The organism is Alkalihalobacillus sp. BA299, assembly GCF_017745675.1.
Lineage (GTDB): Bacteria > Bacillota > Bacilli > Bacillales > Bacillaceae_F > Alkalihalobacterium.
On record NZ_JAFLJM010000002.1, the window covers coordinates 1 to 14770 of the forward strand.

At 41.9% G+C, this 14770-nt stretch carries 17 protein-coding genes; 1 reads left to right on the top strand and 16 read right to left on the bottom strand.

Translation table 11 applies throughout. The annotated features are described in order from the left end of the window. Positions 1-707 precede the first annotated feature (707 nt). The 8 genes from hisIE to J0N78_RS02375 are packed head-to-tail and all read right to left on the bottom strand — an operon-like array spanning position 708 to position 7143. Positions 708-1334, bottom strand: a complete 627-nt coding sequence (hisIE, locus tag J0N78_RS02340) for a bifunctional phosphoribosyl-AMP cyclohydrolase/phosphoribosyl-ATP diphosphatase HisIE (protein WP_209121416.1) — start codon at positions 1332-1334, stop codon at positions 708-710. Further along, on the bottom strand, positions 1331-2089 hold the full coding sequence (hisF, locus tag J0N78_RS02345) for an imidazole glycerol phosphate synthase subunit HisF (protein WP_209121417.1): 759 nt from the start codon (positions 2087-2089) through the stop codon (positions 1331-1333). Before hisF ends, hisIE begins: the two co-directional genes overlap by 4 nt. Further along, positions 2090-2824, bottom strand: coding sequence for a 1-(5-phosphoribosyl)-5-[(5-phosphoribosylamino)methylideneamino]imidazole-4-carboxamide isomerase (gene hisA / locus J0N78_RS02350; protein WP_209121418.1), 735 nt, complete (start codon positions 2822-2824; stop codon positions 2090-2092). After that, entirely contained in the window at positions 2817-3458 is a 642-nt protein-coding gene (gene hisH, locus J0N78_RS02355; protein WP_209121419.1) for an imidazole glycerol phosphate synthase subunit HisH, read from the bottom strand. The genes hisA and hisH overlap by 8 nt, the downstream gene beginning before the upstream one ends. Next, the gene (hisB, locus tag J0N78_RS02360; RefSeq protein ID WP_209121420.1) at positions 3459-4046 is read right to left on the bottom strand and encodes an imidazoleglycerol-phosphate dehydratase HisB; all 588 of its coding nucleotides are present in this window, start codon (positions 4044-4046) and stop codon (positions 3459-3461) included. A 1-nt stretch (position 4047) separates the two neighbouring features. Further along, positions 4048-5322, bottom strand: a complete 1275-nt coding sequence (hisD, locus tag J0N78_RS02365) for a histidinol dehydrogenase (protein ID WP_209121421.1) — start codon at positions 5320-5322, stop codon at positions 4048-4050. Next, positions 5319-5960, bottom strand: a complete 642-nt coding sequence (hisG, locus tag J0N78_RS02370) for an ATP phosphoribosyltransferase (protein ID WP_209121422.1) — start codon at positions 5958-5960, stop codon at positions 5319-5321. The genes hisD and hisG overlap by 4 nt, the downstream gene beginning before the upstream one ends. Next, complete coding sequence (locus J0N78_RS02375; RefSeq protein ID WP_209121423.1) at positions 5953-7143, bottom strand: ATP phosphoribosyltransferase regulatory subunit; 1191 nt, start codon at positions 7141-7143, stop codon at positions 5953-5955. The genes hisG and J0N78_RS02375 overlap by 8 nt, the downstream gene beginning before the upstream one ends. A 271-nt stretch (positions 7144-7414) precedes the next feature. Between J0N78_RS02375 and cax the strand changes: the two genes are divergently transcribed. Next, entirely contained in the window at positions 7415-8464 is a 1050-nt protein-coding gene (gene cax / locus J0N78_RS02380; protein ID WP_209121424.1) for a calcium/proton exchanger, read from the top strand. A 305-nt stretch (positions 8465-8769) separates the two neighbouring features. Here the strand turns inward: cax and J0N78_RS02385 are convergent, their stop codons facing one another. From J0N78_RS02385 to J0N78_RS02420, 8 genes are all read right to left on the bottom strand, one after another. Then, the gene (locus J0N78_RS02385; protein ID WP_209121425.1) at positions 8770-9291 is read right to left on the bottom strand and encodes an acyltransferase; all 522 of its coding nucleotides are present in this window, start codon (positions 9289-9291) and stop codon (positions 8770-8772) included. A gap of 2 nt (positions 9292-9293) precedes the next feature. After that, entirely contained in the window at positions 9294-9935 is a 642-nt protein-coding gene (gene ppaX / locus J0N78_RS02390; RefSeq protein WP_209121426.1) for a pyrophosphatase PpaX, read from the bottom strand. Beyond that, positions 9925-10878, bottom strand: a complete 954-nt coding sequence (locus J0N78_RS02395; RefSeq protein ID WP_209121427.1) for a nucleoside recognition domain-containing protein — start codon at positions 10876-10878, stop codon at positions 9925-9927. The genes ppaX and J0N78_RS02395 overlap by 11 nt, the downstream gene beginning before the upstream one ends. A 24-nt stretch (positions 10879-10902) precedes the next feature. Beyond that, complete coding sequence (gene lgt, locus J0N78_RS02400) at positions 10903-11796, bottom strand: prolipoprotein diacylglyceryl transferase (protein ID WP_247747087.1); 894 nt, start codon at positions 11794-11796, stop codon at positions 10903-10905. A gap of 21 nt (positions 11797-11817) precedes the next feature. Then, positions 11818-12756, bottom strand: a complete 939-nt coding sequence (hprK, locus tag J0N78_RS02405; RefSeq protein WP_209121428.1) for an HPr(Ser) kinase/phosphatase — start codon at positions 12754-12756, stop codon at positions 11818-11820. A 160-nt stretch (positions 12757-12916) separates the two neighbouring features. Beyond that, positions 12917-13270, bottom strand: coding sequence for a phage holin family protein (locus J0N78_RS02410; RefSeq protein ID WP_209121429.1), 354 nt, complete (start codon positions 13268-13270; stop codon positions 12917-12919). Next, positions 13270-13473, bottom strand: a complete 204-nt coding sequence (locus tag J0N78_RS02415) for a PspC domain-containing protein (protein ID WP_209121430.1) — start codon at positions 13471-13473, stop codon at positions 13270-13272. Before J0N78_RS02415 ends, J0N78_RS02410 begins: the two co-directional genes overlap by 1 nt. Before the next feature lie 18 nt (positions 13474-13491). Next, entirely contained in the window at positions 13492-14601 is a 1110-nt protein-coding gene (locus tag J0N78_RS02420) for a DUF4097 family beta strand repeat-containing protein (RefSeq protein ID WP_209121431.1), read from the bottom strand. Between the last annotated feature and the right edge of the window lie 169 nt (positions 14602-14770).

Genomic DNA, 14770 nt, shown 5'->3' on the forward strand with positions numbered 1-14770 from the left:
ACACGTTTGATGGACCGAAGCGACCTCGAGCCGATGACACCTGCAGCTAGACAAGAAAAGCGGAAGCGGCCGTTTAGCGACGTACAGACTGGACTGAACCGTAGGAGATAAAGGAAACACGATGAACGTTAGTGAGGCGATGTTGACTTATCGTAAGGAGAAGAGCGAAGTCCACTAGACGCTGGGCGCTGGAGGGCCAGCCTTTATCCTTACACAAAACGACACCCTGTCTGTAAAAATAGACAGGGTGTTTTTTATTAGTAATTTTATTATAAAATTAATTACAAGAATAGTTTGTTCTGTTCTACATAGCGTTTTGCTTTTTCTTCTTGCGCCTCTAAAAATACGTTATATAATTTCGAAAGGAAATTTTTCATATGATGAACCTCCTTTTGTTATTAGGTGATTTCATTTTATCTTGACTTGTTTTTTTATACAAAGCCTGTTATCCCTAATGAAAACGAGAACATTCGAAATGTAAGCGAATAGCTTCTTTTCTTTTCTCTCAATTTCACCCTTTTTCATCATATGTCAATAATTTTAATTCCCAACGTTGAATTTTGGATGTCCTCATATCAAAACCCTACTTTTGCAAATAAAAGTAGGGCTTTTGCAACTGAGCAAGGGAAAGTAAATCCACTTTGCTCCTCTGCTAACATATATAATACAATCATCTAGCTACCCAGCAATCGATAGCTCTGTGTTATTTATTTTGTGTGACGTTCTTCAAGTACGGCTAACACCTCATCAAGCGGTAGCTTTTGCTCGCGTAACAGGACGAGTAAATGGAAGAGTAAATCGGCAACTTCCCATTTTAACTCTTCTGGGTCACGATTTTTCGCAGCGATAATGACCTCTCCAGCTTCTTCGCCAACTTTCTTTAAAATTTTATCAACGCCTTTATCAAACAAGTATGTCGTATAGGATTCTGCAGGCATTTCCGCTTCACGCTCAGCGATCAATGTTTCAAGTCGTGTGATAATCGAAAAACGATCTTCTTTCGCACTTACCTCATCCTTCAATAGGGAATCGGCAAAGCAGGTGTACACCCCTTTATGACATGCTGGGCCACTTGGTTCAACCAAGACAACTACTGCATCCGAGTCACAATCATACCGTAAATCAACAACCTTCTGCGTATTACCAGACGTTGCACCCTTGTGCCAGAGCTCTTGACGAGAGCGGCTATAAAACCATGTTTCTCTCGTTTCGATTGTCTTTTTTAGCGACTCTTCGTTCATATAAGCTAACGTAAGTACTTCTTTACTTTGCGCATCTTGGACGATCGCAGGGATAAGTCCTTTTTCATCAAATTTTAATTCAGTTATGTTCATCGCATGGGCACTCCCTTCTCTTTAAGTAGCGATTTCACTTCCGCTACAGACGTTTCTTTATAATGGAAAATGGAAGCAGCCAACGCGGCATCACATTTCGTCTCCGAAAAAACATCGTAAAAGCATTCCTTCGCACCTGCTCCTCCAGAAGCAATGACAGGTACAGTTACTGCTTCATTCACCGCTTTTGTTAACGGGAGATCAAAGCCTGTTTTTTCTCCGTCTTGATCCATACTCGTCAGAAGAATTTCTCCGGCACCTCGACGAACGGCTTCCTGCGCCCAGTCAATCACTTTCCAGTCAGTCGGTGTCCGGCCACCGTGTGTATACACACGCCACGTGCCTAGTTCTTCATCATATTTCGCGTCAATCGCGACTACGATACATTGAGAACCAAAGTAATCCGCTCCTTCAGTAATCACTTCAGGTCGATTAACGGCCGCTGTATTGAGTGAAACTTTATCAGCTCCCGCGCGCAATACTCGCTTCATGTCTGCTAATGAATTGATCCCACCACCAACAGTAAACGGAATCGCAAGCTTGGCCGCCACTTCTTCCACGACTTCGACCATCGTTTCTCTACCTTCATGAGACGCGGAAATATCAAGAAAAACAAGTTCATCTGCACCTTGCTCATCATAAAAAGCAGCAAGCTCAACAGGGTCTCCTGCATCACGTAAATTCACAAACTGAACACCTTTGACGACACGTCCATCTTTTACATCCAAACACGGAATAATTCGTTTTGTTAGCACTTACTCCACCTCACTTAACGCTTGCTTGAGCGTGAATTGGTTCGTGTACAGTGCTTTACCAATAATCACACCGCGAACACCTTCTGAAGCATAAGGCTTCACTTCGGCAAGGTCGGCCAATTGACTAACACCACCAGAAACAATCACTTCTTTACCTGTAGCATTCGCGAGTGAACGACACGCTTCAACATTTGGTCCTGTTAACATACCATCACGAGAAATATCAGTAAAAATAAATACTTCAGCACCGTGGTCGGCCATTTCTTTGCCAAGTTCTTCGGCTTTTACTTGTGACGTTTCAAGCCAGCCTTCTGTTGCAACATAGCCGTCACGCGCATCAAGGCCAATTGCGATTTTTTCCCCGCCGTATTTGGCGAGCATATCTTTTGTAAATTCAGGATCGTTAACCGCGACACTGCCGAGAATGACACGATCCACCCCTTGCTTTAAATAAAAAGCCACATCTTCTTTCGTACGAATTCCACCACCAATTTGTACTTTTACGTTAAGCTCTTTAGCGACACGAAGAACATACTCGGAGTTGACAGGCTTCTTGGCTTTTGCACCATCAAGGTCAACCATATGGATCCATTCTGCCCCTGCTTCAGCGAACGTTTTTGCCATCTCAAACGGCGAATCTCCATATACCGTCTCTTGATCATAATCACCCTGGATTAGTCGTACACATTTTCCACCACGCATATCAATTGCTGGATAAATGGTTACTTTACTCATTTGACGCGCTCCCCTCTACGACTCTCACATAGTTTGCAAGAATACTCATACCGATCGAACTACTTTTTTCCGGGTGGAACTGAGTCCCCATAATATTGCCTTTCCCTACAACCGCAGGAACTTTGCCATCATAATCACTACTCGCAATGACCACAGTGTCATCTTCTGTGCGCACAACATAAGAGTGAACGAAGTAGACGTGACCATTTTCGACATCTTTTAAAAGCGCATGCTCCGGCTGGTGAAACTCAAGCTGGTTCCAGCCCATATGCGGCACTTTATACGCTTCACCTTGCGCAGTTACGCCAGGAAACCGACGTACTGCACCAGGTAATAGATTCAGCCCCTTTGTTTCCCCGTTTTCTTCACTTTCTTCAAATAACAGCTGCATCCCTAAACAAATCCCAAGCAACGGCTTTCCTGCCTTCGCCCAGTCAATCACAAACTGAGCAAGACCATCGTTCTGTAAAATCTCCATCGCATCACGGAAAGACCCTACACCTGGTAAAATAAGCCCGTCTGCTTTTTGAAGGTCTTCTACTTTTTCAGACACAAAATAATCTTTATTTAAGCGCTCGAGTGCCTTGCTGACGCTATGTAAATTCCCCATCCCATAATCAATGACACCGATCATTTATAACATTCCTTTCGTTGACGGAACACCTTTTACGCGCTCATCGATTTGTGTGGCTTCATCTAATGCACGTGCTAATGCTTTAAATACCGCTTCAATCATATGGTGTGTGTTGTGGCCATAATGAACGATCACATGTAAGTTCATTCGTGCTTCAAGCGCGAGCTTCCATAAAAATTCATGTACTAATTCCGTATCGAATGTGCCGACTTTCTGACTCGGAAATTCCGCACGAAACTCGAGATGCGGGCGATTACTTAAATCAACAACGACTTGAGCAAGTGTCTCGTCCATCGGCACAAATGCATTTCCGTAACGTTTAATTCCGCGCTTATCACCTAGCGCATCTTTCAGCGCAATCCCAAGACAAATTCCGATATCTTCGGTCGTATGGTGATCATCGACTTCCACATCGCCTGTAGCATCGATCGTTAAGTCAAAGTGACCATGCTTTGTAAATAAGTCGAGCATGTGCGTCATAAAAGGAACGTTTGTATTTAGATTGGATTTTCCTTCGCCATCAATACCAAATTGTAATTTAATTTGTGTTTCACCTGTGTTACGCTCAATGCTTGCAGTACGTTCCATGTTACTTTTCCTCCTCTAGTCGCTTATCAATCGCTCGTGCATGCGCTTCTAATCCTTCAAGACGAGCAAGGGTTGTTATTTTATTGCCATTCGCTTGAAGTGCGGCTTGGCTATAGTAAATAATACTGGATTTTTTTGTAAAATCATCAACATTTAACGGACTTGAAAACCGCGCAGTACCATTGGTAGGTAACACGTGATTCGGTCCCGCAAAATAGTCGCCCACTGGCTCTGAGCTGTAAGGGCCGAGAAAAATCGCTCCAGCATGCTTAATTTTTCCTAATAAAGTGAGCGGTTCTTCGGTTAACACTTCAAGATGTTCCGGAGCAAGCTGGTTCACTGTATCAATCGCTTCCGCTAAATCACTCGTAACATAAATCGCACCATAATCACGGATCGACGCCTCCGCAATATCTCGTTTCGGTAAGGTTTCAAGCTGCACAGCCACTTCATCAGCAACTTCTTGCGCAAGCTCTTCACAAGGTGTGACAAGGATCGCAGACGCCATCGGATCATGTTCTGCTTGAGAAAGGAGATCTGCTGCGATAAATACCGGATTCGCTTTTTCATCTGCGAGGACAACGATTTCGCTCGGGCCTGCGATCATATCAATATCGACTTGCCCAAACACTGCGCGTTTTGCAAGAGCAACGTAAATATTTCCAGGCCCAACAATTTTATCGATCGGCGCAATCGTTTCAGTACCATACGCTAATGCAGCAACCGCTTGAGCACCACCGACTTTATACATTTCAGTAACACCGAGTTCATTCGCTGTCACGAGTACCCCTGCTGGCCAAGACCCATTCGAGTGCGGCGGGGACACCATCACGATGCGCTCAACCCCTGCAACTTGAGCAGGAATAACATTCATCATGATAGATGATGGATAAGCCGCTCGTCCACCGGGTACATAGACACCGACCGAATCAAGTGGCGTCACTTTTTGTCCGAGCATCGTCCCGTCTTCTTTTGTCGTAATCCACGTTTCCCGCTTTTGTCTTGTATGAAAATCACGAATATTATTGATCGCCTCGCGAATGGCCGCTAGAGCGTCTGCATCGATTTCGTCATACGCTTTTTCGATTTCTTCGGGTGTTACTGCAAAAGACGCAAGCTTGACCCCATCAAATTTTTCAGTCAGAGCACCGAGCGCATCATCGCCATACGCTTTGACTTTATCAATGATTTCGGTGACCGCTTGTTGTTGGGTTTCCGTTCCTGCTTCAATCGTTCGCTTAAGAGAGACGTCCTTCGTTACGTTTACAATTTTCATAGGTCATCCCCCTCAATGACTTTTGCCAGGCGTTCAACTAAGTCATCAATCCACTCATCTTTCATTCGATAACTGACGGGGTTAACGATCAGACGGGACGTAATGTCCATAATTTTTTCTAATTCAACAAGTCCATTTTCTTTTAACGTCCGACCTGTTGAAACAATATCGATAATTCGATCCGCCAAGCCAACAAGCGGGGCAAGCTCAATCGAACCATTTAGCTTAATCACTTCCACTTGCTCGCCTTGTTCTTTAAAATAACGGATCGCGACATTCGGATATTTCGAAGCGACTTTTGGGGCAATTTCGCTTTTTTTCTCATAGGTTGGCAACCCTGCAACCGCTAAATAACACTCACTAATTTTTAAATCAAGCACTTCATAAACATCTCGTTCTTCCTCTAGCATCGTATCTTTCCCCGCAACACCAACGTCAGCCACTCCATGCTCAACATACGTCGTAACATCCATCGGTTTCGCTAGAATGAAGCGCAATTTTGCTTCAGGTGCATCGATGATTAGCTTCCTAGAAGCATCGAACTCATCAGGCAATGCGTAACCCGCTTTTCTTAATAAATCAGCCGCTTCTTCAAAAATACGACCTTTTGGCATCGCCACCGTTAACCACTCACTCATCACCAGCACCTCCATTCTTCGCTTTTCCAATACAATATACGACCTCTGCAAATTGTTCCGATAGAACATCGACATCATTAATACCAGCTAAATCTTGTAAAATAACGGCTTGGCCTTGCTCTCTTTTTTCCATCGCAAGAGCAATGGCTTCTTTTCTTCGTTCGTTACTAAAAATAATGCATGTTTGTGGTGTTAGCTGTTTTTTGGAGCCGATTGCTTCGATAAGTAAATCGAGACGAATGCCAAATCCTGTTGCCTGAGCCGGTCGATCAAAATTCGCTAGTAACTCATCATAACGCCCACCGCTTCCAAGCGGGATACCTAGGCGGCTGCCATAGCTTTCAAAAACAACTCCCGTATAGTAGCTCATATGCATAACTAAATTTAAGTCAATTTTTAAAAATTCAGTCACACCGTAGCACTCTAACGCTTCCCATAGCTTCGACAAATCTTGTAGCGCTTGTTCTCCAGCTTCGCTTTGCACCAATTCACTTGCTGCATTGATTTTCTCACTGCCCCCACGTAATTGAAGTAAATTTAAGAGGCGACTTTTATCAATAGAAGAAAGTGGTAAGCTCTTTACATGTTGACGATAGCCTACATAATTTTTTTCATATAAATAACGTCTTAAGACATTTGCTCGCTCTTCGTTTCCAACAACTTCAAGCAATAGCGCATTCACATATCCAATATGACCGATCGCTACTTGGAAGTTTTCTACTCCCGCTTTTCGTAGCGTAGCAATCATTAATGCTATGACTTCGGCATCAGCACTTGCTGTTCCATCGCCAACGAGTTCGGCCCCAATTTGCTCAAACTCCGCTGGTTTCCCACCTTCACGCTGCTGTGAACGATACAAGTTCGTATGGTACGCAAGGCGTAGCGGATACGCTTCATTTTTTAAGGTTGAAGCTGCAAGTCTTGCAATCGGTGCTGTCATATCCGGTCGAAGAACAAGTGTGTTCCCATCTTGATCTAATAACTTAAATAGTTGTTGATCTAAAATCGCAGATGCCACTCCGACGGTTTCGTAATATTCCAAAGTTGGTGTTTGAATCGAACGGTAGCCCCAACGAGAAATTTCTTCATTTATTTCATTGGCAATTCTTTGCTTCGTTTCAAATAATTCGGGCAACGTATCTCTCATCCCGATCGGTTTTTCAAACATAAATGGTTTCGACATTTTTCCACGCTCCATACTTCGTACTTTGCTCGTTTTCTGTAGTTTAACAGTTTGTACGTTCAATTTGTACTCTAACCACGACACTTTAGTACGCTAATATACTAACAAGATAAAGGATGTTATTTAGTAGTTTACACGCATCTCCTATAATCGTCAACTCATGTTACGTTGAAATTCATTAATTTGGGCTATAGCACAAGGTAAATATGATAATTCTTTGAAATCTACACAAACTATAGTAACACTATTGGAAATGAAAGGAACGATATTGATGCAAAAATTTTTCTTAATTGCCATAATTATTGGAATTCCATTGTCGTTTCTCGGCGATTTTTTACATTGGTCACATAATTTAATGTTTGCTATCTACGCTGCAACTATTATCGCTCTTGCTACATTTATGGGAAGATCTACAGAAAGTATTGCTGTTCATGTTGGCGAACGGCTTGGTGGACTATTAAATGCAACGTTCGGTAATGCAGTGGAGTTAATCATTTCTATCTTTGCTCTAAAAGTAGGCTATATCTCAATCGTACTCGCTTCATTGACAGGAGCGGTGATTGGCAATTTATTATTAGTTTGTGGCTTATCCTTTTTTGTTGGAGGGTTAAAATACAAGCGGCAGAAATTCAATGTTCATGACTCGCGGCACAACTCAGGTTTACTGATGATGGGAGTGATCATTGCCTTTGTCTTTCCTCATATTTTTGCCAGTCAAACGACACATAATAACGCAATGGTGCTAAGTGTGAGTGTAGCGGTTGTGCTTATCCTCCTGTACATGGCTGCTCTCTTATTCCGTCTCGTCACGCACCGCGGTGTTTATCCGAACATAGAAGAAGGAACTGAACACGAAGTTGCCGAGTGGACAAAACGAAAATCATTTATCATTCTCTTATTGTCAACCATTGGCGTCGCCTTTGTCAGTGAAAAGCTCGTCCACACCTTTGAAACTGTCGCGGAATCATTTGGCTGGAGTGAAGTATTTATCGGGGTCATTGTCGTCGCCATTGTCGGAAACGCAGCCGAGCACGCTTCAGCTATTTGGATGGCCTACAAAAATAAAATGAATGCTTCGATTGAAATAGCGATTGGCTCATCTATACAAATCGCGATGTTTGTTACGCCAGTCCTAGTTTTGCTATCCTTAACATTTGGCAATCCAATGCCTCTCGTTTTCACGGTTCCAGAGTTGATTGCGATGGTCCTTGCCGCCTTACTCACGATCATCATTACAAACGACGGCGATTCAAACTGGTTTGAAGGAGCCACCTTGCTCGCCGCGTATGCCATCATGGGGATTGGGTTTTATTTAATATAATTGTCGTACCATTTAGCGTTAATGAAGAGGCCGAGTTTTGAACTTTAGGTACTTTATTTTCAAGTTCGGGTGTTTTATTTTCAAGTTCGGGTGTTTTATTTTCAAGATTGTGCTTTTTATTTTCAAGTTTGTGCATTTTATTTTTAAGTTTCAGTCATTTATCGATTTCTCAACAAAATTTGACATGATTCAACACTCTTCGTCTACAGATTAACGGATTTATAATTTCCCTGACTACAACAAAAAGCCGACTGATTTCTAAAAAAAGAAACTCAGTCGGCTTTTTTATAAATATAGCAACAGTTCTACTCCATCATCTGCGCCTTACTCCGTTGCTCCATTTCTTCCTTCGTATAAATGACACGCATCGGGTTTCCGCCGACAAAGCTGCCAGCGGGAACATCTTGATGAACGAGGGTACCCGCTGAGACAATCGCTCCATCGCCAATCGTCACACCAGGCAAGATCGTTGAGTTTGCCCCGACCATTACTTCATCGCCAATCACCACATCGCCGAGACGATATTCATCGATCAAATATTCATGTGCGAGGATCGTGGTGTTATAGCCGATAATTGAATTCCGCCCAATCGAAATTTTCTCAGGGAACATGATATCCATCATTACCATTAACGCAACTGCCGTCTGATCACCGACCTTCATTTTCAACAAGTGCCGGTACATCCAATTTTTCAGCGAAATCGATGGTGTATAACGCGCAATCTGAATGACGACAAAGCTTTTCACGACCTTCCAAAATGGAACCGTCTTATAAATTTGCCAAAGCGAATTACTGCCTTCAACGGGATACCGTTTCGTCCTTCTCACAATTATTCCACTCCAACAATTTTCAATAAATCTCTCATATCGTCTAAAACATAATCAGGCTTAAACGAACGAATAAACGCTTCACCCTTAATCGTCCATGCAACGGCGGCTGTTTTCGTCCCTGTATTTTTTCCACCTAACACATCATACTGACTATCTCCAACCATTATCGTCGTCTCTGCCGTTGAGCCTAGAGCTGTCATTGCCTTTTCTAATGGTTCTGGGTCAGGCTTCACCTTTTCGACATCATCAATGGCAACAATCACTTCAAAAAATCGATCCAAGCCTGTGACCTCAAGGCCACGTAGCGCAGTATTTTTCATTTTCGTCGTTACGACCGCTAGCTTATATCCTTCCTGATATAAACGTTCAATCGTTTCAAACACACCTTCATATTCTTTTACTAACAAGTCGTGATTCGATAAATTATGATCGCGGTACATTGCAATCATTTCATCCACACGTTCAGGATCGATGCCTCTAAAACTATCAACGAGCGGTGGACCAATAAACTCAATCACTTTCTCACGCGTATACTCACCCGGATAATAGTGCTCAAGTGTATGCAAAAATGAAGCAATGATTAAATCATTCGTATTGATCAATGTTCCGTCTAGATCAAATAATAGTGTATCAATTTTCATGAAAAGCTTCCTTTCCTGTTACTTGCTGCTTTTTCTCAAGTCGGTTCCAAACAAAGGCAATCCCCACCGTTAAGATAATAGCAACGACAAGGCGAATGATCAGTAGTGGCCAAACAGGTATCCCAAGTGGAATAAAAATTAATGTATCTTCAATGACCGCATGACATGCGACGAGAAAGATAAATACTAAATACAAATCTTTCTTTTTTACCCCATCTTCTTTAACTGCCTGAATCATCACCCCTGCGCCAAAGGCAAGGCCGAAAATCAATCCAGAAGCAAGCGTCGTCGACGTATTTTCACGAATTCCTAGCATTTTCGTAAACGGCGACATCCATTTTGAAAATACTTTTAACCAATTTAAATCTTTCATAATTTGAATAAATACCATTAGCGGGATCACAATGATAGCCAGTTGTGCTATTCCTAGTGTAGCACTTTCAATTCCTTTCCATGCAATCGCTAGCCAGCTTGAGATCTCAGCTTCTTTCCCAGAAGAAACGAGCCCATATTGTGCAACTTCGCTTCCACCCTTCCAAATAAGGTGGATCATCCAAGCAGAGAAAAACGCTAAGCCAAGTCGAACCGCCAAAACGACCGACATTCGAATGCCGACTTTAGCTGCAACTGCAGACTCAATGAACAGATTATGAGAAAAAGAAAGCATAACAGCTAATATAAAAACTTCCTTGACCGATAGCTCCATCGTTAAAATGGCACCAATTGCTGCATATAAATTCAGTACATTTCCTAACAGTAATGGAATTGCCGCATCCCCAGGTAAACCAATCCAACCCATGACAGGAGACAGCCATTGAGCAACCCACTCAAGAACTGGGGTATAGCCGAGTATCGTAATGATGAGCGTGATCGGGAAAATAATTTTCCCTAACGTCCACGTTGTTTGTAATCCTACGAGTAATCCTCGTTGTAAAGTTCCCACCGTGAGCTCCTCTCCTAACTACACTTATTTTTTCTTTTTCTTTTTGGTCTTTTTCGATTTCGTATGACTTGAAGGTGTTTGGGCTGCCGGCTCATCATCTAAATAGTTTCTCGCAGCTAAGCCGGTTTTCCGACGATAAATCCAAAGAATAATTGCACCAACAATTAAAAGGATCGAAACGATTTGAGCAGCACGCAGTATATCCCCGATCATTAAATTGTCTAATCGCATTCCTTCAATAAAGAAACGCCCAACCGAATACCAAATCACATAGCTAAGGAAAATCTCCCCTTGCTTCAAGTTCACACGACGTAACCACAATAATAAAACAAAACCGAGAATATTCCAAACCGATTCGTATAAAAAGGTAGGCTGATAATAACTTAGTCCAAACTGAGGGTCATTAATATACATTTGATTAATAATGAACTCAGGAAGCATTAAACGTTCTAAAAATTCACGTGTAACAGGCCCACCATACACTTCTTGGTTCATAAAGTTGCCCCAACGTCCAATGGCTTGAGCAATAATGATACTCGGTGCAGCGATATCGAGGAGCTTCCAAAGCGAAATCCCTCGCTTCTTGGCAAAAATATAGGCTGTCACTACACCACCAATTAATCCACCATGAATCGCTAATCCACCTTCCCAAATAGCAAACACTTTTATCGGATTATCAGCATAATGCTCCCAGCGAAAAATAACATAATATAATCGTGCAGAAATAATCGCAATTGGTAATGCCCAAATTAAAAGATCAGCAAACGTATCTTTTGGCAAACCACGTCTTTCTGTTTCTCTTGTCGCTAATATGTAACCAATAACAACACCTAATCCAATTAATAACCCATACCAATACACTGTAATTGGCCCTAATTCAAGCGCAATTCTACTTAATGGCTGAATTGTTTCCTCCATAATATTTCACCTCTTCAATCCTTATAAATAGTCGTCTCGATCTCCTTCTTCGATCACATCTGTGAGCCGCTCGGAAAATTCTTGTGCGGCATTAATACCTAAACGCTTCAAACGGAAGTTCATCGCTGCTACTTCAACGATTACAGCTAAGTTACGACCTGGGCGAACAGGAACAGTTAACTTCGGAACCTCCACGTCTATAATTTTTAACGTATCCTCCTCCAAGCCTAACCGGTCATATGCTTTCTTTTGATCCCACAACTCTAGATTAATCACAAGTGCAACTCGTTTAAACGGACGGATCGCACCCGCTCCAAATAATGTCATGACATTAATGATGCCTAGACCGCGAATTTCAAGTAAATGTTTAATTAATTCGGGCGACCGACCAATTAACGTATCTTCATGTTCCTGACGAATCTCGACTGAATCATCGGCAACTAGCCGGTGACCACGACGTACTAAATCAAGAGCTGTCTCACTTTTACCAACACCACTTGCTCCCGTAATCAAGACACCAATCCCGTAAATATCAACAAGCACCCCATGAATCGCTGTCATTGGTGCAAGGCGACTTTCTAAAAAATTCGTCAATCTACTACTTAGACGAGTCGTTGTTAACGTCGCTCGTAAAATCGGTACGCCTTTCTCCTCTGAAGCCTCTACAAGCTCAGCAGGAACATCTAGCCCTCTTGAAATAATAATACCTGGAGTATCATATGTGCAAAGTTTAAGCATTCGCTCCTTCTTATCATGATCACTTAGCTGTTGAAAGAACGACAGCTCCGTACGCCCTAGTAATTGAAGACGATTCGCAGGATAATATGTAAAAAAGCCCGCCATTTCAATACCAGGCCGTGAAATATCACTCGTTGCGATGGGGCGATAAATTCCTTCCTCCCCACTAATAAGCTCCAATTGAAATTTCTCTATCAAATCATTTGCAGTCACTTTCGCCATCCATATTCCTCCATCCTATACATCACATTACCTTCACATTATACCCTTAAAAGTACTCATGAAAAAAGAGGCGGATTTTTTAAGTGTGATGAAAATGACAAAAGCACTGAACATCAGATATGGTTCAGTGCTTTTCCGTTTAACACGATTAATAAGTTTCCTATTTCCGCAATGGCTCGACAATCATTTTTTGAATGAGGGTATTCAGAATTGTAATAATAATAGCCGCCAGTACGGCCATCCCAAATCCATTGATGTCAAAAGAAGACCCCATAAAGCCAGCTGTTAGCTTTAAGGTAATCGCATTAATAACAAATAAAAACAGGCCCAATGTCAAAATCGTTACCGGCAAAGTTAAAAATACTAAAATCGGCCGAACGATAAAATTTAGGATGGAAAGAATGATACTTGCAAAGAAAGCAGCCCCAAAGCCCGAAAGATGAAACGATGCAAAGAAATGGGCCACAATTAGCAACGTTATACTATTCACGAGCAGATGGATGAGCCAGCCCATTATTCAATAATGTCTCCTTCATTTGGTACAACGACTGCTGCTGCAATATAGCCAACTAACAGTGGAAACCCAGCTGTTACAAAGAAAAGGATCACAAATAAAATACGAACAAGAGAAGGATCAAGATTAAAATAGTCTGCAATTCCACCGCAGACGCCGGCTATTTTGCGATCGTGCACAGTTCGAAATAATCTTTTTTTCATTTTCCTCACCTCACATTGTTACGAACGCTGCTCTACTTGAATAGAGCCTGTATTCGTTTCACTTTCTAATTTTAAACGTGGTGAACATTCTTTGTTCGCGATAAAAGAAAGCGTTTTTTGAACAAAATCCTTTTTCTCTTCAACGATTTCTAACCCATTTAAATCACATGTAAAGCCGCCGACATTTGTTTCAAGCTTTCCTTCAATACGGAGTTCTGCTGGAACCGATACAATAATGCTTCCTGTTGTTGCTTTTAAATCAGCATAACATGGCTCAGAAACTTCATCGAGTCGATAACGAATTGCACCATTGACGGTCTCAACATTCACATCAATATTTTTTCCTTCAAGCGTAATCGCACCATTCATCGTCTTCACTTCACACCAGTCATTGTGAATTGCAGTAATGTCTACCGGTCCGTTAACCGTTTCAGCATAAAGACGCTTACTTTTGACATCAGACAAATGTACACTACCATTAACGACTTTAATCTCTAATTTGTCTCCTTGAAGCTTTTCCCCTTTGATGTGCCCATTAAATGTATACACCTTTATCGCTTCATATTCGGCCTTCGGAATATAACAAGTTGCCTGAACTTTAATTGTTTTTACTTTCGTATAAAAGCGAATACGATCTTCTCTTCCTTCAAAAATGGCTTCTTGTAAAAACGTTTGACGCCCTTCTTCCATATCTCGAGCCCGATATACCTTCGCTTTACATTCCACACGAATATCTTGCTCATCCCATGGCACCAACGTAACAGATCCATTTTCTAGCGAGAAGTCAAGCTCTTTTCCGTTAAAGTTCTTATGATGAAAAATATGTTCGACTTCTACAAATGAACCGAAGTTAAAATCTAAATCCAAATCTTTAATTTTTTGAATCGCCGTTTCGATAAATCCCGTAAGTACAGATGCCCCTGACGAATGACGATACGTACGTCGTGATTGACGTTTACTATCCCAATCGACGCGATCAGACAATGCCGTTTGCTGTTGTTGTTCAGACTTCCTTTCTTTATTGTCTTGGTGCTCATCTTGTTGAAGGGCATTTAATAATTTCAATCCTTCTTCCGCTGTGATTTTACCGTCCTCAATCATTTTTAAGATCATTTTTCGCTCTTCCATTTAGACCTCTCCTCTACGAAAAATCTTTCACAACTCAATAATACATACGTGATATGAAGAAAAAAGTTACATTTATTTTAACAACTTAAGAAAAGCGGAAGGTGTCTGCTTATCAGCGACAAGCGCTGGAGGGCCAGCAATTAGTGTCCTGATTTTTGGACACGTTTGA

Coding starts and splice junctions, on each gene's coding strand:
- hisIE (WP_209121416.1), bottom strand. CDS start 1,334: ATGAACATAACTGAATTAAAATTTGATGAAAAAGGACTTATCCCTGCG.
- hisA (WP_209121418.1), bottom strand. CDS start 2,824: ATGAGTAAAGTAACCATTTATCCAGCAATTGATATGCGTGGTGGAAAA.
- hisH (WP_209121419.1), bottom strand. CDS start 3,458: ATGATCGGTGTCATTGATTATGGGATGGGGAATTTACATAGCGTCAGC.
- hisB (WP_209121420.1), bottom strand. CDS start 4,046: ATGGAACGTACTGCAAGCATTGAGCGTAACACAGGTGAAACACAAATT.
- hisD (WP_209121421.1), bottom strand. CDS start 5,322: ATGAAAATTGTAAACGTAACGAAGGACGTCTCTCTTAAGCGAACGATT.
- hisG (WP_209121422.1), bottom strand. CDS start 5,960: ATGAGTGAGTGGTTAACGGTGGCGATGCCAAAAGGTCGTATTTTTGAA.
- J0N78_RS02375 (WP_209121423.1), bottom strand. CDS start 7,143: ATGTCGAAACCATTTATGTTTGAAAAACCGATCGGGATGAGAGATACG.
- cax (WP_209121424.1), top strand. CDS start 7,415: ATGCAAAAATTTTTCTTAATTGCCATAATTATTGGAATTCCATTGTCG.
- ppaX (WP_209121426.1), bottom strand. CDS start 9,935: ATGAAAATTGATACACTATTATTTGATCTAGACGGAACATTGATCAAT.
- lgt (WP_247747087.1), bottom strand. CDS start 11,796: ATGGAGGAAACAATTCAGCCATTAAGTAGAATTGCGCTTGAATTAGGG.
- hprK (WP_209121428.1), bottom strand. CDS start 12,756: ATGGCGAAAGTGACTGCAAATGATTTGATAGAGAAATTTCAATTGGAG.
- J0N78_RS02410 (WP_209121429.1), bottom strand. CDS start 13,270: ATGGGCTGGCTCATCCATCTGCTCGTGAATAGTATAACGTTGCTAATT.
- J0N78_RS02415 (WP_209121430.1), bottom strand. CDS start 13,473: ATGAAAAAAAGATTATTTCGAACTGTGCACGATCGCAAAATAGCCGGC.
- J0N78_RS02420 (WP_209121431.1), bottom strand. CDS start 14,601: ATGGAAGAGCGAAAAATGATCTTAAAAATGATTGAGGACGGTAAAATC.